This window comes from Paramagnetospirillum sp. (assembly GCF_058402745.1).
The window spans coordinates 62,450-80,579 of sequence record NZ_JBZVFI010000002.1 but is presented as its reverse complement, the minus strand read 5'-3'; the positions used below and the strand labels follow the sequence as shown (position 1 = coordinate 80,579).

General features: G+C 66.4%; 20 protein-coding genes. 15 read left to right on the top strand and 5 right to left on the bottom strand.

The features are described from left to right. The first annotated feature begins 5 nt into the window (after positions 1-5). The 8 genes from mutM (at position 6) to gyrB (ending at position 9,412) form a co-directional block, all read left to right on the top strand. The gene (gene mutM, locus ACV4UZ_RS00435) at positions 6-845 is read left to right on the top strand and encodes a bifunctional DNA-formamidopyrimidine glycosylase/DNA-(apurinic or apyrimidinic site) lyase (RefSeq protein ID WP_491598989.1); all 840 of its coding nucleotides are present in this window, start codon (positions 6-8) and stop codon (positions 843-845) included. Between the two features lie 15 nt (positions 846-860). After that, a complete protein-coding gene (locus tag ACV4UZ_RS00430) occupies positions 861-1,220 on the top strand; it encodes a hypothetical protein (RefSeq protein ID WP_491598988.1) in 360 nt (119 codons plus the stop codon). Positions 1,221-1,243: 23 nt separating this feature from the next. Next, positions 1,244-2,020 carry an enoyl-CoA hydratase gene (locus tag ACV4UZ_RS00425; protein WP_491598987.1) on the top strand — a complete coding sequence of 259 codons (777 nt, stop codon included), beginning with the start codon at positions 1,244-1,246 and terminating at the stop codon, positions 2,018-2,020. Between the two features lie 223 nt (positions 2,021-2,243). Further along, positions 2,244-2,516, top strand: coding sequence for a 30S ribosomal protein S20 (rpsT, locus tag ACV4UZ_RS00420; protein WP_068437307.1), 273 nt, complete (start codon positions 2,244-2,246; stop codon positions 2,514-2,516). A 503-nt stretch (positions 2,517-3,019) separates the two neighbouring features. Beyond that, the gene (gene dnaA / locus ACV4UZ_RS00415) at positions 3,020-4,423 is read left to right on the top strand and encodes a chromosomal replication initiator protein DnaA (RefSeq protein ID WP_491598986.1); all 1,404 of its coding nucleotides are present in this window, start codon (positions 3,020-3,022) and stop codon (positions 4,421-4,423) included. A 245-nt stretch (positions 4,424-4,668) separates the two neighbouring features. After that, complete coding sequence (gene dnaN, locus ACV4UZ_RS00410) at positions 4,669-5,787, top strand: DNA polymerase III subunit beta (RefSeq protein ID WP_491598985.1); 1,119 nt, start codon at positions 4,669-4,671, stop codon at positions 5,785-5,787. Next, on the top strand, positions 5,784-6,962 hold the full coding sequence (gene recF, locus ACV4UZ_RS00405; protein ID WP_491598984.1) for a DNA replication/repair protein RecF: 1,179 nt from the start codon (positions 5,784-5,786) through the stop codon (positions 6,960-6,962). Before dnaN ends, recF begins: the two co-directional genes overlap by 4 nt. Next, entirely contained in the window at positions 6,962-9,412 is a 2,451-nt protein-coding gene (gene gyrB / locus ACV4UZ_RS00400; RefSeq protein ID WP_491598983.1) for a DNA topoisomerase (ATP-hydrolyzing) subunit B, read from the top strand. Before recF ends, gyrB begins: the two co-directional genes overlap by 1 nt. Before the next feature lie 131 nt (positions 9,413-9,543). On the opposite strand, the gene ACV4UZ_RS00395 is transcribed toward gyrB, so the two are convergent. Further along, the gene (locus ACV4UZ_RS00395) at positions 9,544-10,278 is read right to left on the bottom strand and encodes an ImmA/IrrE family metallo-endopeptidase (RefSeq protein ID WP_491598982.1); all 735 of its coding nucleotides are present in this window, start codon (positions 10,276-10,278) and stop codon (positions 9,544-9,546) included. A 12-nt stretch (positions 10,279-10,290) separates the two neighbouring features. On the opposite strand from ACV4UZ_RS00395, the gene ACV4UZ_RS00390 reads away from it, so the two are divergent. From ACV4UZ_RS00390 to ACV4UZ_RS00380, 3 genes are read left to right on the top strand one after another with little or no spacing between them, the layout of a single operon-like run. Further along, positions 10,291-10,671, top strand: coding sequence for a transposase (locus tag ACV4UZ_RS00390; RefSeq protein WP_491598977.1), 381 nt, complete (start codon positions 10,291-10,293; stop codon positions 10,669-10,671). A 4-nt stretch (positions 10,672-10,675) separates the two neighbouring features. Next, positions 10,676-11,011 (top strand): transposase, encoded by a 336-nt coding sequence (locus ACV4UZ_RS00385; protein WP_491598981.1) that lies wholly within the window; start codon positions 10,676-10,678, stop codon positions 11,009-11,011. 1 nt (position 11,012) lies between these two features. Continuing rightward, positions 11,013-11,660 (top strand): beta family protein, encoded by a 648-nt coding sequence (locus ACV4UZ_RS00380; protein ID WP_491598980.1) that lies wholly within the window; start codon positions 11,013-11,015, stop codon positions 11,658-11,660. A gap of 1 nt (position 11,661) precedes the next feature. Here the strand turns inward: ACV4UZ_RS00380 and ACV4UZ_RS00375 are convergent, their stop codons facing one another. Next, positions 11,662-12,141, bottom strand: coding sequence for a sce7726 family protein (locus ACV4UZ_RS00375; RefSeq protein WP_491598979.1), 480 nt, complete (start codon positions 12,139-12,141; stop codon positions 11,662-11,664). Positions 12,142-12,402: 261 nt separating this feature from the next. Between ACV4UZ_RS00375 and recA the strand changes: the two genes are divergently transcribed. The 4 genes from recA (at position 12,403) to ACV4UZ_RS00355 (ending at position 15,505) form a co-directional block, all read left to right on the top strand. After that, positions 12,403-13,482 (top strand): recombinase RecA, encoded by a 1,080-nt coding sequence (recA, locus tag ACV4UZ_RS00370; RefSeq protein ID WP_491598978.1) that lies wholly within the window; start codon positions 12,403-12,405, stop codon positions 13,480-13,482. Positions 13,483-13,672: 190 nt separating this feature from the next. Further along, positions 13,673-14,053 carry a transposase gene (locus tag ACV4UZ_RS00365; protein ID WP_491598977.1) on the top strand — a complete coding sequence of 127 codons (381 nt, stop codon included), beginning with the start codon at positions 13,673-13,675 and terminating at the stop codon, positions 14,051-14,053. A 4-nt stretch (positions 14,054-14,057) separates the two neighbouring features. Then, positions 14,058-14,483, top strand: coding sequence for an IS630 family transposase (locus ACV4UZ_RS00360; protein ID WP_491598976.1), 426 nt, complete (start codon positions 14,058-14,060; stop codon positions 14,481-14,483). Between the two features lie 64 nt (positions 14,484-14,547). Next, positions 14,548-15,505, top strand: a protein-coding gene (locus tag ACV4UZ_RS00355; protein WP_491598975.1) for an IS630 family transposase whose coding sequence is annotated in 2 segments (ribosomal slippage) — positions 14,548-14,879 and positions 14,878-15,505 — 960 coding nt in all. Because the reading frame shifts where the segments join, the coding sequence is not laid out codon by codon here. A gap of 79 nt (positions 15,506-15,584) precedes the next feature. Here the strand turns inward: ACV4UZ_RS00355 and ACV4UZ_RS00350 are convergent. From ACV4UZ_RS00350 to pxpB, 3 genes are read right to left on the bottom strand one after another with little or no spacing between them, the layout of a single operon-like run. Then, positions 15,585-16,355: a LamB/YcsF family protein gene (locus ACV4UZ_RS00350; protein ID WP_491598974.1), complete on the bottom strand. Its 771-nt coding sequence runs from the start codon at positions 16,353-16,355 to the stop codon at positions 15,585-15,587. A gap of 5 nt (positions 16,356-16,360) precedes the next feature. Further along, positions 16,361-17,401, bottom strand: a complete 1,041-nt coding sequence (locus ACV4UZ_RS00345) for a 5-oxoprolinase subunit C family protein (protein WP_491598973.1) — start codon at positions 17,399-17,401, stop codon at positions 16,361-16,363. After that, positions 17,394-18,104, bottom strand: coding sequence for a 5-oxoprolinase subunit PxpB (pxpB, locus tag ACV4UZ_RS00340; RefSeq protein WP_491598972.1), 711 nt, complete (start codon positions 18,102-18,104; stop codon positions 17,394-17,396). The genes ACV4UZ_RS00345 and pxpB overlap by 8 nt, the downstream gene beginning before the upstream one ends. Between the last annotated feature and the right edge of the window lie 26 nt (positions 18,105-18,130).

The following is an 18,130-nucleotide window of genomic DNA, read 5'->3' as shown; positions in this document are numbered from 1 at the left end:
CCGCCATGCCCGAGCTTCCCGAAGTCGAGACCGTCGCCAAAGGCCTGGCCCAAGTGTGGGACGGACGGCGTTTCGTGTCGGTGGAGACGCGGCGCGCCGGCCTGCGGGTGCCGTTCCCCAAGGACTTCGCCCGCCGCCTCACGGGGCGCAGGGTGGAAAGCGTCGGGCGCCGCGCCAAGTATCTGGTGGTGCGGCTCGACGGCGGGCTGGTCATGCTGGGCCATCTCGGCATGTCGGGGCGCATGACCATTTCCCCCTTGCGCAACGCGCCGCCCGGCCCCCACGACCATGTGGAATGGGTGACCGACCAGGGCATCAGCGTGACTCTGACCGATCCCCGCCGGTTCGGCCTGTTCACCCTGTGCGAGACGGCGGAACTGGCGGATCACCCCCTGCTGGCCGGTATCGGGCCGGAACCGCTGGACGATTCCTTCGACGCCGCCCTGCTGGCCGGGGCTCTGGCGGGCAAGGTCGGCCCCATCAAGACCGTGTTGCTGGACCAGAAGGTGGTGGCGGGTCTCGGCAACATCTATGTGTGCGAAAGCCTGTTCCGCGCCGGCATCTCGCCCCTGCGTCCCGCCGGTTCGTTGACCACGGTCGAAATCGGGCGGCTGGTGCCGCTGATCAAGGCGGTGCTGCGGGACGCCATCGCCGCGGGCGGCTCCACCCTCAGGGACCACGCAAGGCCCGACGGCGAACTGGGCTATTTCCAGCATTCCTTCCAGGTCTACGGCCGCGAGGGCGAGGGCTGCCCCGGCTGCCCCGGCACGCCCGAATGCGGCGGCATCCTCAGGATAACCCAGGCGGGGCGCTCCACTTTCTATTGTGCGAAGCGGCAAGTGTGATGGTATAGGGATTCCATGGCTCGTTTTCGGCATCTGGTTACCGCTTTCGCGCTTTCCCTCCTGCTGGGCGCCGGATCGGCGCGGGCCGAGGCGTTCCTGTCCGCCTACGAGGATCTGCCGCTCGCCCCCGGCCTGACCGAGGTGGCGGGATCGGGGGTTTCGTTCGATTCCCCCTCGGGCCGCATCGTCGAGGCCTATGCCCACGGCGCCGCCAGGGCGGGCGACATTCTCAAATTCTATGCCGCCACCTTGCCCCAACTGGGCTGGACGCGGGAAAGCGACCGGCTCTATCGCCGCGAGACCGAGGTATTGCGGCTGGAAACCACCCAGGACCGCGCCGGGGTGACCCTGCGCTTCACCATTTCCCCCGAATGACACCCAAGCGAAGAGGAATTCCCATGGCTTTCGAGAACATCACCGTCGAGACCCGCGGCAATGTCGGCCTGATCGCGCTGAACCGTCCCAAGGCCATGAACGCCCTGTGCGCCGCCCTGATCTCCGAGCTGGGCCAGGCGCTGGACGCCTTCGAGGCCGACGACGCCATCGGCGCTATCGTGCTGACCGGCTCGGACAAGGCCTTCGCCGCCGGCGCCGACATCAAGGAGATGGCGTCCAAGGGCTACATGGACGTCTACCTGTCCAACTTCATCACCGACGGCTGGGAGCGGGTCACCAAGTGCCGCAAGCCCATCGTGGCGGCGGTGGCCGGCTTCGCGCTCGGCGGCGGCTGCGAGATGGCCATGATGTGCGACTTCATCATCGCCGGCGACAACGCCAAGTTCGGCCAGCCCGAGATCACCATCGGCACCATCCCCGGCGCCGGCGGCACCCAGCGCCTGACCCGCGCCGTGGGCAAGTCCAAGGCCATGGAGATGTGTCTCACCGGCCGCATGATGGACGCCGCCGAGGCCGAGCGCGCCGGCCTGGTCAGCCGCATCGTGCCGGTGGCCGACCTGGTGGACGAGGCGGTCAAGGCCGCTTCCAAGATCGCCTCCCTGTCGCGCCCCATCGTCATGCTGTGCAAGGAATCGGTCAACGCCGCCTTCGAGACCACCCTGGCCCAGGGCGTCACCTTCGAGCGCCGGCTGTTCCATTCCACCTTCTCCACCGAGGACCAGAAGGAAGGCATGGCCGCTTTCGTCGAGAAGCGCCCGGCCGCTTTCAAGAATCGCTGATCTGCCCCTCAGGCGGCGGGCGGGCCGCGTCGCGGCCCTTGCCTCCCGCGGCATAAGCCGCGCGGCGCCTTGCGCCTAGCCCTGTTTCCAAGGTGAAACAGGGCGGATTGCGGGGACGGAGCCCGGTGATTCCGCCGGGCTCCGATTCAACGCTTGACGACCTTTCGGCGCGGACATATAAACGCGCCTTCGAATTTGCAACCGTGTTCCAAGGTTCTGATCCATGGCCCATCATAAGTCGGCTAAGAAGCGCATCCGCCAGACCGAGCGTCGTACCGAGGTCAACCGCGCCCGCGTGAGCCGTATCCGCACCTTCGTCAAGAAGGTCGAGCTCGCCATCGCCGGTGGCGATTCCGCCGCTGCCCAGGCCGCCCTCAAGGAGGCCCAGCCCGAACTGATGAAGGGTGCCCAGGCCGGCGTGCTGCACAAGAACACCGCGTCGCGCAAGGTTTCCCGCCTTGTCGCCCGCGTCAAGGAGATGAAGCCGCTGGCCTAATGCCAACGGTCTGATTTCCCTGCGATTTTAAAGGCCGCGCCCTGGGCGCGGCCTTTGTCGTTTTGGCAATTCCAGACGAATCCACGAGTCCGGAATTGCAAGCAAAAAATTTTCCATGTTCGCGTTCCGATCACGTTGCGAGTCTCGGGTGGTCTCGGTAGAGTCGCGAACCTCGCTGGTCGCAATAATGCGGCGCCGCGAAATCAATAGAATTTTGCCTTTTTTATTTATTCTCTGCTTCACAAGACTATGTGAAGCGGATCACAGCCCGTTGATGACTTTTTGTAATATGGATGGCTGGAGATATTTACAGGCCGGCGGCACCAGAGTATGACTCGGCGCGGCCGAGGTCAGGGATGGCAAAAGCCACATGCGTGCGGGGCACCATCCCCGCTGGGAGGGGAGCCCGGCGCATGCTGCCGCCAAGGAAGGAAAGAGGGACGGTGTCGTGGGCAAGGTTTCACGATGCCGCGGGACGGTGGGCAAAGGATTCGGGGACGGCAATGGTAAAATCTGAGTGGGATCGCGTGAAGGTCAGGCTGAAGGACGAGGTGGGCGACGCCGCCTACCGCTCCTGGCTGCGCCCCATCACCCTGCACGGCATGAGCGACGACGCCGTCCGGCTGGCCCTTCCCACCCGTTTCATGCGCGACTGGGTCAACACCCATTACGCCGAGCGTATCCGCACCCTGTGGGGGGCCGAGAACCCGGCCATCCGCAACGTGGAGATCGTCGTCGAGGCCGCCCGGGCCGCGGCCCCCCCGGCCGCCAAGCCCGCGCAGGCCGAGACGGCGTCGCCGGCCGTGGCGGCGCCCGTCGCCGAACGCCCGCGTCCCGCCATTCCCTGCGCCCCCGCCGCCGCCCCGACCGCCGATGCCGACGAACTGGGCGCGCCGCTGGACACCCGCTTCACCTTCAAGAACTTCGTGGTGGGCAAGCCCAACGAATTCGCCTGGGCCGCCGCCCGCCGGGTGGCCGAAGCCGACCAGGTCTCGTTCAACCCGCTGTTCCTCTATGGTGGCGTCGGCCTGGGCAAGACCCACCTGATGCACGCCATCGCCCACCATATCCGCGAGCGCAGCCCCGAGCGCAGCGTGCTGTACCTCTCGGCCGAGAAGTTCATGTACCGCTTCATCCGGGCCCTGCGTGGCCAGGACACCATGTCGTTCAAGGAGCAGTTCCGTTCCGTCGACGTGCTGATGATCGACGACGTCCAGTTCATCGCCGGCAAGGACGCCACCCAGGAAGAGTTCTTCCACACCTTCAACGCCCTGGTGGACCAGGGCAGCCAGATCGTCATCTCGGCCGACAAGTCTCCGTCGGACCTGGAAGGCATCGAGGAGCGCCTGCGGTCCCGCATGGCCTGCGGCCTGGTGGCCGACATCCACGCCACCACCTACGAGCTGCGCCTCGGCATCCTGCAGTCCAAGGCCGAGCAGATGGGGGTGATCGTCCCCCAGAAGGTCATGGAATTCCTGGCCCACAAGATCATCTCCAACGTCCGCGAGCTGGAGGGCGCGCTCAACCGCGTGGTGGCCCATTCCCAGCTGGTGGGACGCGCCATCACGCTGGAGACCACCCAGGAGGTGCTGCACGACCTGCTGCGCGCCTCGGACCGCCGGATCACCATCGAGGAGATCCAGAAGAAGGTGGCCGAGCACTTCACCATCAAGCTGGCGGAAATGTCCTCGGCCCGGCGCTCGCGCCAGGTGGCGCGGCCTCGCCAGATCGCCATGTACCTGGCCAAGCAGCTGACCAGCCGGTCCCTCCCCGAGATCGGCCGCAAGTTCGGCGGCCGCGACCACACCACCGTCATGCACGCGGTGAAGAAGGTCGAGGAGCTGAAGGAAGTGGACCAGAACTTCGCGGAGGACGTGGAACTGCTGCGCCGCATGCTGCAGGGATAGGAAATTCTCCGGACGTCACCGCCAGGGCGGGCAGGATGCCCGCGCTCCGAACACACCGCATTTTCCCTTGGAGCGCGGCCGTCCCGGCCGCATTTGGCGCAGTCGCCCCCGGTGCCATGCGACAGGTGCTCCAGCCGCTCTTCCCGTTGCCCGAAATCGCTTTTGGACTCCGGCGCCTGTGATATACTGCCCAGCCCTGCCTCAGGGGGGCAGTAACGAATCATATGGGTAGTCAGCAGAACGCCATGAAACTGACCATCGAGCGCGCCGCGCTGTTGAAGTCGCTGGCCCACGTCCAGAGCGTCGTCGAACGCCGGACCACCATTCCGATCCTGTCCAACGTCAAGCTCGAGGGCCGTGCCGGCCTCTTGTCGCTGAACGCCACCGACATGGATCTCGACATCATCGAATCGGTGCCCGCCGATGTGGTGCGTCCCGGCGCCACCACCGCCCCGGCCCACACCTTCTACGAGATCGTGCGCAAGCTGCCCGATGGCAGCCAGGTGGAAATCGAGCATGATGCCGAGAACGGCCAGCTGACGCTGCGCTCGGGCCGTTCCAAGTTCTCGCTGGCCTGCCTGCCGGTGGAGGACTTCCCGGTCCTGTCGGGCGGCGAGCTGCCGTTCAGCTTCTCGCTCTCGGCGGCCGAGCTGAAGACCCTGATCGACCGCACCCGCTTCGCCATCTCGACCGAAGAAACCCGCTACTACCTGAACGGCATCTACCTGCATGCCGCCAAGGCGGAGGGCGTCGATGTGCTGCGCGCCGTGGCTACCGACGGCCATCGCCTGGCCCGGGTGGAGATCACCCTGCCCGACGGCGCCGCCGGCATGCCCGGCATCATCGTGCCCAGGAAGACGGTGGCCGAGATCCGCAAGCTGATCGACGAGACCGACGGCGAGATCACCGTGTCGCTGTCCGAGACCAAGCTGAAATTCGCCTTCGGCGACGCGGTGCTGACCTCGAAGCTGATCGACGGCACCTTCCCCGATTACGAACGGGTGATTCCCGCCGACAACGACAAGGTGCTGGTGGTCGACTGCAAGAGCTTCGCCCAGGCCGTCGACCGCGTCTCGGCCATTTCCACCGAGAAGAGCCGCGCCATCAAGCTGGCGCTGGAAAAGGGCAGCGCCACCCTGTCGGCGTCCAGCGCCGAGAACGGCAGCGCGGTGGAGGAGATCGAGGCCGACTACACCTCGACGCCGCTGGAGATCGGCTTCAACTCGCGCTACCTGATGGACATCCTGGCCCAGGTGGAGGGCGAGACCGCCCGTTTCGCCATGGCCGATGCCGCCTCGCCCACCGTGGTGCGCGAAGTGACCGATGGCGGCGCCATCTACGTGCTGATGCCCATGAGGGTGTGATCGGCGATCCGGTGACCTGCGCGGAATTGGAGCGGCCGGCCATCCGCCGTCTGTCGCTCAGTGATTTCCGCTGTTATCGGACGCTGCGCCTTGAGACGGATAGTCGCCCGGTGGTGCTGACGGGGCCCAACGGCGCCGGCAAGACCAACATCCTCGAGGCCCTGTCCTTCCTGGTTCCGGGCCGCGGCCTGCGCCGCGCCGGGGCGGCGGACATCACTCGCCACGGATTGCCGCCGGGCTCACCTTGGGCGGTGGCGGCCTCCCTGGACGGGCCGGCGGGACGGGTGGAGATCGGAACGGGCCGCGAGGCCGGGCATGAACGCCGCTCGGTACGCATCGACGGCAAGCCGGCCAAGCCCGGCGATCTGGCCGGACTGGTTTCGGCGCTGTGGCTGACCCCGGCCATGGACCGTCTGTTCATCGAGGGGGCGAGCGGACGGCGGCGCTTCCTCGACCGTCTGGTGTTCGGGCTGGTCGCCGGTCATGGGGCTGAATCGGGGGCCTACGAGCACGCCATGCGCGAGCGTACCCGCCTGCTGCGGGCCGCCCGTGACGGGGGGACTAGGCCCGATCCGGCCTGGATCGCCGCGCTGGAGGAGGGTATGGCCCGCCATGGCGCCCGGATCGCCCTGGCCCGGGTCGAGACCATCTTCCGCCTGGATGCGGCCTGCCGCGCCGGGTTGGGGCCGTTCCCCGCCGCCGGGCTGGCGGTTGAGGGCGAGATCGAGGGTTGGCTGGCCGGGGGAACCTCTCCCGACGAGGCCGAGGACAGGTTCAGGAGCGCGCTGCGACTCGCGCGCGCGCGCGACGAGGCGGCCGGGGCCGCCACCATGGGGCCGCACCGTTCGGACCTTCTGGTGCGCCACGTGCCCAAGAATCTGCCGGCGGGGCAATGCTCCACCGGCGAGCAGAAGGCGGTCCTGGTGTCCATCGTCCTGGCCCAGGGCCGGGTCCAGGATCAGGCCGGCGGCCGGGCGCCGCTGCTGCTGCTGGACGAGGTGGCGGCCCATCTGGACGAGGTCCGGCGCGCCGCCCTGTACGACGAGCTTTGCGCCCTTCGGGCCCAGAGCTGGATGACCGGAACCGACGCGGCGCTGTTCGCGGGCTTCGGCGAGAGGGCCCAGTTTTTCCGGGTGACGGACGCCACCGTGACCCCAGATAAGGTTGAGATGTGATGAGCACCGAACCCATGATCCCCAACGATCCCCACGCCAGCGCGAACGGAGCCGAGGAATACGGCGCCGGCTCGATCCAGGTGCTGCGAGGTCTGGAGGCGGTGCGCAAGCGTCCCGGCATGTATATCGGCGACACCGACGACGGGTCGGGCCTGCACCGCATGATCTACGAGGCGGTGGACAACGCCGTGGACGAGATCATGAACGGCTTCGGCGACCGTTGCGACGTGGTGCTGAACGCCGACGGCTCGGTGCGGGTCACCGACAACGGCCGCGGCATTCCGGTGGACATCCACCCCGAGGAAGGCATCTCGGCGGCCGAGGTGGCGCTGACCAAGCTGCACGCCGGCGGCAAGTTCGAGCAGAACTCCAACCGTATCTCGTCGGGCCTGCACGGGGTCGGCATCTCGGTGGTCAACGCCCTGTCCGAGTGGCTGGAGCTGCGCATCTGGCGCCACGGCAAGGAGCATTTCATGCGCTTCCGCCACGGCGAGCCCGAGGCGCCGCTGGCCGTGGTGGGCGCGTGCGGCGACCGCACCGGTACCGAGGTGGTGTTCCTGCCCTCCAAGGGCACCTTCTCCCACACCGAATTCGATTTCGACACGGTGGAGCACCGCCTGCGCGAGCTGGCCTTCCTCAACTGGCGGGCCACCCTGACCATCAAGGACGAGCGCCACGCCGAGACCCGCGAGGCGCTGCTGCATTACGAGGGCGGCGTCCAGGCCTTCGTCCAGTGGCTGGACCGCTCCAAGGAAGCGCTGCACGCCCCCATCCTGGTGGCCGCCGAGCGCGACGTGGTGCGGCTGGAACTGTCCATGGAATGGACCGACAGCTACCACGAGACCTGCCTGTGCTTCACCAACAACGTGCCGCAGAAGGACGGCGGCACCCATCTGGCCGGCTTCCGCGCCGCGCTGACCCGCACCATCAACGCCTATGCCAACGAATCCGGCATCGCCAAGAAGGAAAAGGTCAACCTGTCGGGCGACGACATGCGGGAAGGGCTGACCTGCGTGCTGTCGGTGAAGATGCCCGACCCCAAGTTCTCGTCCCAGGCCAAGGAGAAGCTGGTCTCCTCCGAGGTCCGCCCCCTGGTGGAGAATCTGGTGGGGGAAAAGCTGGCCGAGTGGTTCGAGGAACACCCGGCCGAGGCCCGCAAGGTGGTCACCAAGGTGGTCGAGGCCGCCGCCGCCCGCGAGGCGGCGAGGAAGGCCCGCGAGCTGACCCGCAGGAAGGGCGTGCTCGACATCGCCACCCTGCCGGGCAAGCTGGCCGATTGCCAGGAACGCGACCCGGCGCTGTCCGAACTGTTCATCGTCGAGGGCGATTCGGCCGGCGGCTCGGCCAAGCAGGGCCGCAACCGCGCCAACCAGGCCATTTTGCCGCTCAAGGGCAAGATCCTCAACGTCGAGCGCGCCCGCTTCGACAAGATGCTGTCCTCGGCCGAGATCGGCACCCTGATCGCCGCCATGGGCACCGGCATCGGGCGCGAGGACTTCAACGTCGACAAGGCGCGCTACCACAAGATCATCATCATGACCGACGCGGACGTGGACGGCTCCCACATCCGTACCCTGCTGCTCACCTTCTTCTATCGCCAGATGCCCGAGCTGATCGAGCGCGGCTACCTCTACATCGCCCAGCCGCCGCTCTACCGCGCCAAGCGCGGGCAATCCGAGGTCTACCTCAAGGACGACCGGGCGCTGGAGGAATACCTGATCGATGGCGGCCTGTCCGACGCGGTGCTGCGCCTGGCCGACGGCACCCAGGTGGCCGCCGCCGACCTGCGCGCCCTGGTCGAGCAATCCCGCGCCGTGCGGAACCTGCTCAACCCGCTGACCCGGCGGGTGCCGCTCCGGCTGGTGGAACAGGCGGCCATCGCCGATGCCCTGGATTCCGCCCTGCTCACCGACGCAATCCGCGGCCCGGCCATGGCCGAGACCCTGGCCCGGCGTCTCGACGCCCTGGAATCCGAACTGGAACGCGGCTGGACCGGCACCTGGGTGGAAGGCGACGGCTATTCCTTCGCCCGCACGCTGCGCGGCGTCACCGAGACCCATCACCTGGATTCGGCGGTGATCCGGTCGGCCGAGGCCCGGCGCCTGCACGACCTGGCGCCCCGCCTGCGCGAGACCTTCGACCAGGCCGCCACCCTGATGGTCAAGGAGCGCGAAGCCGCCCTGGCCGGTCCCGTCGCCCTGGTCACCGCCGTGATGGAGCAGGGCCGCAGGGGCATCGCCATCCAGCGCTACAAGGGCCTGGGCGAGATGAACCCGGAACAGCTGTGGGAAACCACCCTGGATCCCCAGGTGCGCTCGCTCCTCCAGGTCAAGGTGGCCCAGGCCGACGACGCCGAGCAGGTGTTCTCCACCCTGATGGGCGACGTGGTCGAACCCCGCCGCGACTTCATCCAGACCAACGCGCTGAAGGTCTCGAACCTGGACGTGTAGGGGGTTTGTCGGGTGACCCATAACCCGCAAACGCGACCCATAACGCGCTAATTTTTGACGCGTAAAATGCAAAGACTGGGCCTGCGCTCGCCTCCCCTTTGGGAGGGCCGGAATGAAACCTGCTGTCCTATTTAGCGGCGCCAGCGGAACTGGTCGAAGGTGTCCCATCCTCGTGGCTCTGCCACGTAGTCACGTTCCGGCACTTCGTCGAAGAGCAAAATGGACAAAGTTTGTCCCAATCGACTAGCGAAGATCGTCAACTCCCGCACAGGCTCACTGGTACGAGCGAAGACCCACACGTTTTCGGGCAGAGCGATAGGATGATTGGCTTCACCGTTCTGGGCGGTGGGGCCGCGGGCGGCGATGGATAGTTCGGGAAGCTCCATCCCCGAGTTGATGAAAATGCCGCTCTTATAGGCTGAATCGCTTGACCAGCCCCAGAGGGCAAATCCATCACGCCCCAATACCATGGCGGCCCTCTGAGGGGTGAATTCGATCCATTTGCGTACGACAGCGGTTAGAGATACACCGTATCGCCTAGCTACGTGACGGAGCAGATCAAAACTCATCTCCTGGCCGCTGATCTGCTGGCGGTAATCGTCGATGGGCATCAGCAGGTAAGAGGCGAAAGTATCAGCTTCGCCCTCAACTTCCTCCTTGGACTTCTGCCAGAGGTGACGGTCGAGTGGGTTACAGGCGAAGGTCCGCTCACCCACATCATTATTTGCGGTTCCGCCGATGAAGTCGGCAGTACTCAGCGGACGGCGATGAAGCAGATAGTGGCCTAGCTCATGAGCTAGAGCATCGGACCTGAAATCTGAATCGCAGGGGATTCCCTTGTAGGCGAAAAAGTGATTCAACCTCATTGGAGGTGGATCATGGGCAAATGGCTATCATCAGATCTTCGGGTCCGTGTTTACGGTAAGATCGAACACGGCGAATCGCGGCGAGCGGCGGCTCGGCATTTTGGAGTGAGCGCCGCGACCAGCGTCCGTCTTGCACAACGGATGGCGGCGACGGGTTCGTTGGAGCCCTTGCGGCAAGGCCGTCCGCCGGGCGGTGGTAAGCTGGCGGCCTTTGCCGCTCTTCTGACCGGCTGGGTGGAGGCGCAAGGCGACATCACGATGCCGGAACTGGCGGCCAAGCTGAAGGCCGAATGCGGCGTCACGGCCCACCCGGCGTCACTCTCGCGGTTTCTGATCGGGCAAGGCTTCAGCGTCAAAAAAAACGCTGCTGGCCACCGAAGCCGGTCGCGATGATGTGGTGGCGGAGCGCCGGACCTGGCTGAGCCACCGCCAGCCCCGGATGTGCCAGGAGCCTCACCGGCTGGCGTTCATCGACGAGACCGCCACCACCACCAAGATGACCCGGTTGCGGGGACGGGCACCGCGAGGGCAACGGTTCAAGGCCCGCGCGCCATTCGGCCACTGGGGAACCCAAACCTTCATCGCCGCCTTGCGCTGTGACGGTCTGACGGCACCCTGGATCATAAACGGCCCCATGAACCGACAAACCTTCGAGGTCTACGTCGAGACCCAACTGGCCCCGACGCTCCAGCCGGGCGACGTCGTCATCCTCGACAACCTCTTCCGACACTGAGATGGAGCACGTCCTCGCCGCGCTAACGGCGGTTCCCAATGTCGCGCACGTTCTCCTCATCGTGGATCTCGGTGACGTGCGCGGGCGCGTCGCCCGGGCGGCGCAGGTCTTTGAGATAGCACGCAGTCGGGTCGTCGCGGCCTTACCCTTTGATTGGCCGGCCCTTTCTCTCGTCTGCCTCGGGACCAGTTTTCCGTTCGAGACCCCGCCCGCAGGCGTCACACGGCTGGACATCGAGGAGGCGGACGTCTTCGACGCGGTCGGCGGGTTCGCCGTCGCGCAGTACGGCGACTACGTGGGCATGCCGGTGCGCCCGCAAAAGGGTGGCGGCATGGGGTATCCCCGCATAGTCGGCCCCATGGACCGGGAATGGATTCAGTGCCGCGGGCAGAACGTGGGGGCGCTGAAGGAGTACATCCCGTGCGCTGTTGAGCTCAAAAAGGCGGGATGGGCGAACATCCCCGATTTGTGGGGTTCAGATCGCATCGACGCAGCAGCCAAAGGCAACATCGCCAATATGGGCAATGCCGCAAAATGGTTGGCGGTGAAGATGAACATTCACCTCTACCGTCAACTCGATCGCGCGTCCGCGTTGTTGGGGGTGCCTCAGCCCGACGACGACGAGGACGAACTGCCGGACGACAGCTGAGTCAGTCGCCTAGCGCCGCGACCAGCCTCTCGCCGCGCGCTCGAAAGCGCATCTTCAGGGAAGCCATGGCCACCGAGCGCAGTATGGACGGGCGGATTTCCGCGACCCTCTGGCGGAGGATATAGGCGTATTCATCCTTCTGGAAGGGCACGCGGCCGCGCTCGAACGCCGCCTCGATATCCTCCCTGACCAGGAACGACGAAAGCGCCGAGGGCTCCTTGATCGCTACGATCCGGCTTGGCCGCTTCTGCCGGACGGTACCGTCCGGAGCCACCCGGTAGACGCCGACGCGGCCTTCGCCGACCGCGTCGACAACCGCGCCGACCTTGTCCAAGTGGCGATCGCCGCACACCACTCCGACGTTGTCGAAATAGCGCATCATGCGCCGGATCTGGTCAGGAAGTCGGTCGAGCTTGTCGGCGTCGCTCTTGATCTCGAAGGCGTGCAGATGATCTCCTCCTCGTTGGGGATCAGCAAACATCAGATCGTAGCTTCCGTCAGTGTCCGATTTCTGGGGAGTAGCTCACCCTGTTTGACTTTACCCCCCCCCCCCCCCCCCCCCCCCCCTGTGCATAACCGGGGGGGTCTTTTTCAATGGCCCCGGACGTCCCGGCGGCACGGGAAGCGCTCGGAACTGAAAAAGAACAAAAGGGAACAATTCCCCTTGCGTTCTCTTCTCGTTCGTGTACCGTAATCCTCATTGCGGAACCGCCCGGTTCGGGATAGATGAAGGGGAACGGCCATGTCTCAGGCTGCGTTGCGTCTCGTGGACAAGGATACCATGGATAGACAGAAGGCTTTGGAAGCCGCCGTCAGCCAGATCGAGCGGGCGTTCGGCAAGGGCTCCATCATGAAGATGGGCCAGAAGGATCAGGTGGTCGAGACCGAGGTGATCTCCACCGGATCGCTGGGCCTGGACGTGGCTCTCGGCATCGGCGGCCTGCCCCGTGGCCGCATCATCGAGGTCTATGGGCCGGAAAGCTCGGGCAAGACCACGCTGGCGCTGCACGTCATCGCCGAGGCCCAGAAGAAGGGCGGAACCTGCGCCTTCGTCGATGCCGAGCATGCGCTCGACCCCGTCTACGCCCGCAAGCTGGGCGTCAACCTGGACGAACTGCTGATCAGCCAGCCCGATGCCGGCGAGCAGGCGCTGGAGATCGCCGACACCCTGGTCCGTTCGGGCGCCATCGACGTGCTGGTGGTGGATTCGGTGGCCGCCCTGGTGCCGCGCGCCGAGCTGGAAGGCGAGATGGGCGACAACCACATGGGCCTGCATGCCCGCCTGATGAGCCAGGCGCTGCGCAAGCTGACCGGCTCGGTGTCCAAGTCCAAGACCATCGTCATCTTCATCAATCAGATCCGCATGAAGATCGGCGTCATGTTCGGCAATCCGGAGACCACCACCGGCGGCAACGCGCTCAAGTTCTACGCCTCGGTGCGCATGGAGATCCGTCGGGTCGGCGCCATCAAGGACCGCGACGAGGTGGTGGGCAACCAGACCCGCGTCAAGGTGGTCAAGAACAAGCTGGCGCCGCCGTTCAAGGTGGTGGATTTCGACATCATGTACGGCGAGGGCATCTCCAAGATGGGCGAGCTCATCGATCTCGGCGTCAAGGCCAACGTGGTGGAGAAGTCGGGGGCGTGGTTCTCCTACAACTCTACCCGCATCGGCCAGGGCCGCGAGAACGCCAAGCAGTTCCTGCGCGACAATCCCGCCATGGCCGCCGAGATCGAGGGAACCATCCGCCAGAACGCCGGCCTCATCTCCGAGGCCCTGGCCGGCGGCCCCGGCGACCTGGACGGCACCCCGGTCGAGGAATAACCGGCAGAGACCGATGAACGAGGGCCACCCGCCGCAAGGCCGGTGGCCCTCTTCTCATGGAATCGGCCCCATCACGGCCGGGATGGGTTTCAGACCGTCCGGCGCTTGATAGAGCATCGGACCTGAAATCTGAATCGCAGGGGATTCCCTTGTAGGCGAAAAAGTGATTCAACCTCATTGGAGGTGGATCATGGGCAAATGGCTATCATCAGATCTTCGGGTCCGTGTTTACGGTAAGATCGAACACGGCGAATCGCGGCGAGCGGCGGCTCGGCATTTTGGAGTGAGCGCCGCGACCAGCGTCCGTCTTGCACAACGGATGGCGGCGACGGGTTCGTTGGAGCCCTTGCGGCAAGGCCGTCCGCCGGGCGGTGGTAAGCTGGCGGCCTTTGCCGCTCTTCTGACCGGCTGGGTGGAGGCGCAAGGCGACATCACGATGCCGGAACTGGCGGCCAAGCTGAAGGCCGAATGCGGCGTCACGGCCCACCCGGCGTCACTCTCGCGGTTTCTGATCGGGCAAGGCTTCAGCGTCAAAAAAAACGCTGCTGGCCACCGAAGCCGGTCGCGATGATGTGGTGGCGGAGCGCCGGACCTGGCTGAGCCACCGCCAGCCCCGGATGTGCCAGGAGCCTCACCGGCTGGCGTTCATCGACGAGACCGCCACCACCACCAAGATGACCCGGTTGCGGGGACGGGCACCGCGAGGGCAACGGTTCAAGGCCCGCGCGCCATTCGGCCACTGGGGAACCCAAACCTTCATCGCCGCCTTGCGCTGTGACGGTCTGACGGCACCCTGGATCATAAACGGCCCCATGAACCGACAAACCTTCGAGGTCTACGTCGAGACCCAACTGGCCCCGACGCTCCAGCCGGGCGACGTCGTCATCCTCGACAACCTCTCCAGCCATAAAAGCGAGAAGGCCAAGGCCATCCTCAAGGAGAGAGGCGCCTGGTTCCTGTTCCTACCCCCATACAGCCCAGACCTAGAGCATCGGACCTGAAATCTGAATCGCAGGGGATTCCCTTGTAGGCGAAAAAGTGATTCAACCTCATTGGAGGTGGATCATGGGCAAATGGCTATCATCAGATCTTCGGGTCCGTGTTTACGGTAAGATCGAACACGGCGAATCGCGGCGAGCGGCGGCTCGGCATTTTGGAGTGAGCGCCGCGACCAGCGTCTGTCTTGCACAACGGATGGCGGCGACGGGTTCGTTGGAGCCCTTGCGGCAAGGCCGTCCGCCGGGCGGTGGTAAGCTGGCGGCCTTTGCCGCTCTTCTGACCGGCTGGGTGGAGGCGCAAGGCGACATCACGATGCCGGAACTGGCGGCCAAGCTGAAGGCCGAATGCGGCGTCACGGCCCACCCGGCGTCACTCTCGCGGTTTCTGATCGGGCAAGGCTTCAGCGTCAAAAAAAACGCTGCTGGCCACCGAAGCCGGTCGCGATGATGTGGTGGCGGAGCGCCGGACCTGGCTGAGCCACCGCCAGCCCCGGATGTGCCAGGAGCCTCACCGGCTGGCGTTCATCGACGAGACCGCCACCACCACCAAGATGACCCGGTTGCGGGGACGGGCACCGCGAGGGCAACGGTTCAAGGCCCGCGCGCCATTCGGCCACTGGGGAACCCAAACCTTCATCGCCGCCTTGCGCTGTGACGGTCTGACGGCACCCTGGATCATAAACGGCCCCATGAACCGACAAACCTTCGAGGTCTACGTCGAGACCCAACTGGCCCCGACGCTCCAGCCGGGCGACGTCGTCATCCTCGACAACCTCTCCAGCCATAAAAGCGAGAAGGCCAAGGCCATCCTCAAGGAGAGAGGCGCCTGGTTCCTGTTCCTACCCCCATACAGCCCAGACCTAAACCCAATCGAGATGGCCTTTGCCAAACTCAAGGCTCATCTCCGACGGATCGGCGCGCGCACCATCGACGACCTCTGGAAGGCCGTCGGCAATATCTGCGATCTCTACACCCCAGACGAATGCTGGAACTACCTCAGGGAAGCCGGGTATGTTTCAGATTAAACGCACGCCGCTCTAGAGACTCCCCTCCCCACGAGGGGGAGGGAGGAAACAAGCGGGTCTTTTCGACGGTCGGACGGTTTCAGACCAGGGCGGCCAGGGGGAGCATCTCCACTCCGGCGGCGGCCAGGCCGTCGCGCAGCCGCCGCGCCAGTTCCACGGCGCCGGCGTCATCGCCATGGACGCAGACCGAAAGGGGGCGGCAGGCGATCTCCCGGCCCGTCACCGAACGCAGGCACCCATGCCGCACCATGCGCAATACGTTGGCGGCGGCCTCGGCGGGATCCTTCACCATGGCCTGGGGATGGGAGCGCGGCAGCAGATGGCCGTCGTCGCCGTAATTGCGGTCGGCGAACACCTCCTCCGCCACGCGCAATCCCAACTCCCGCCCGGCGGCGGCCATGGCCGATCCCGATGGCGCCAGCAGGATCAATCCGGCATCGACGGCCGAAACGCCGCGCGCCACCGCCAGGGCCGCGTCGCGCTCGACCGAGGCCAGATTGCTGAGCGCCCCATGCGGCTTGACGTGGGCGACCACCGCCCCGCAGGCTGCGGCGATCCCCTTCAGGGCACCGATCTGATAGGCGAGCAAAGCCTCGATCTCGGCGACCGACAATGCCATGGGGCGGCGGCCGAAGCCTTGCAGGTCGGCATAGCCGGGATGGGCGCCGATCCCGGTGCCGGCGGCCAGGGCGGCACGGACCGTGCGGGTCATCACCATGGGATCGCCGGCATGGAAGCCGCAGGCGATGCTGGCCGAGGTGACGATGCCCAGCATCGCCCGATCGTCGCCCTTGGTCCAGGCGCCGAAGGCCTCGCCCAGATCGGAGTTCAAATCCACGCGGAGCGTCATGGCCGCTACCTTCCCAATCCGCTGACCGCGTCCACTATGCCCGAGACCAGGTCGGAACCATAGAGGGCCTCGAGATCGACGCCCACGGCGGCCAGATCCGCCATTCCCGCCACCGTCCGCCCCACACGCCGTTCGAGATCGCGCCGCGCCTCCTCGGCCTCCGCCACCGGGATGGCGGTGAAGGTGAGAACGGTTCCCGGCACCGCGCGGCCCAGGCGCGGCAGATCGGCCGAGATCACCGTGGCGATCTTGGCATAGCCGCCCACCGTCTGGCGGTCGGCCAGCACGATGATGGGATGGCCGCTGCCGGGAACCTGGATACAGCCGCCCACCAGCCCGTCCGAGGCGATGTCGGCCCGGTCGCGATGGCAGAGCCTGGGGCCGTCGAGCCGCAGCCCCATGCGGTCGGCCTCGCGGGTGACGCGGTACTCGGATTCCAGCAAGGTGGCGACGGCCTCATGGGTGAAGGCCTCGGCCTGGGGACCGAGAACCACCCGGATGGGACCGCTTCCATAGTCCATGGGACGGAGAATGGCCCTCTCGTCCCGCCGGGCGCACTCACCCCGGCGGAGCGGCAACATGGTCCCGGCGGAGAGCGGCCTGCCGCCCAGCGGCCCCAGGCCCGCCCGCACATAGGTGGACAGGCTGCCCATCACCGGCGCCAGGGCGAAGCCGCCCTCCACCGCCAGATAGGCGGTCGACGAACCGCTCACCGCGCCCACGGTCAGCACGTCGCCACGCCTGAGGCGATGGGAGCGGTTGGAGGCCACCGGCCTGGGTATGCCGTTCTCGGCGATGACCAGCCGGAGCTCGCCCGCCACGCCGATCCGCACAGAATCCACCTGAACGCGAATCACCGGTCCCATATAGCTGATCTCCAGCCCCCCCTCCCCGGCGGAATTGCCCACCAGGGCATTGGCGAGACGCAGGCCGACGGGATCGAGCGCGCCGGCGGGGGGCACGCCCTGGTCCTGATGGCCGAAGCGCCCCAGGTCCTGCACGGTGGTATGCAGGCCGGGATGAACAATTTCGAGCCCCTCAGCCACGGGACGCCTCCCCTTCGCGCAAGGTCTCGAACGCCTGGCGGCCGATGGCGCGGAACCGCACCCGGTCGCCGGCGGCCAGCAAGCTGGGCGGATCGCGGCCCAGGTCGAACATCCTGAGCGGCGTCCGCCCGATCAGATGCCAGCCGCCGGGGCTTTCCCAGGGATAGACCGCGCACAGGCCATCGGCCACCGCCACCGAGCCCGGCGGCACCTTGAGACGGGGCGACGCCCGGCGGGGCAGGCGCAACGGCTGGGGCAGGCCGCCCATATAGGCGAAGCCGGGCATGAACCCCAGCATGTAGACGAAGAACTCGGCTCCGGTGTGCAGGCCGATGGCCTCGTCGCGCGTCAGGCCCCCCGACGCCGCGATCTCCCCCAGATCTTCCCCCAGATCGGCATCGTAGCAGACGGGAATGTCCCAAAGGCGCCCGGAGGAAGCGGACACCGTCCCGCCCGCCGCCGCCATGGCCCGAATCTCGGCCTCCAGCACGGCGCGGGAGGTCAGCAGGGGATCATACTGCACCAGGAGCGAGCGGAAGGTGGGAACCGTCTCCACCAGCCCCGCCATTCCCCCCGCCCGGCTGGCCTCGGCGATGGCATGGCGCAGGCCGGTGACCCTGGCGCTGACGGCCGGATCGACGGAATCGCCGAATTCCACGTTGAAGGCGGTGTCGCCCACATCGGTGATGCGAATGGTATCCATCCCCGCATTGTCCCTCCGGCGGCGAA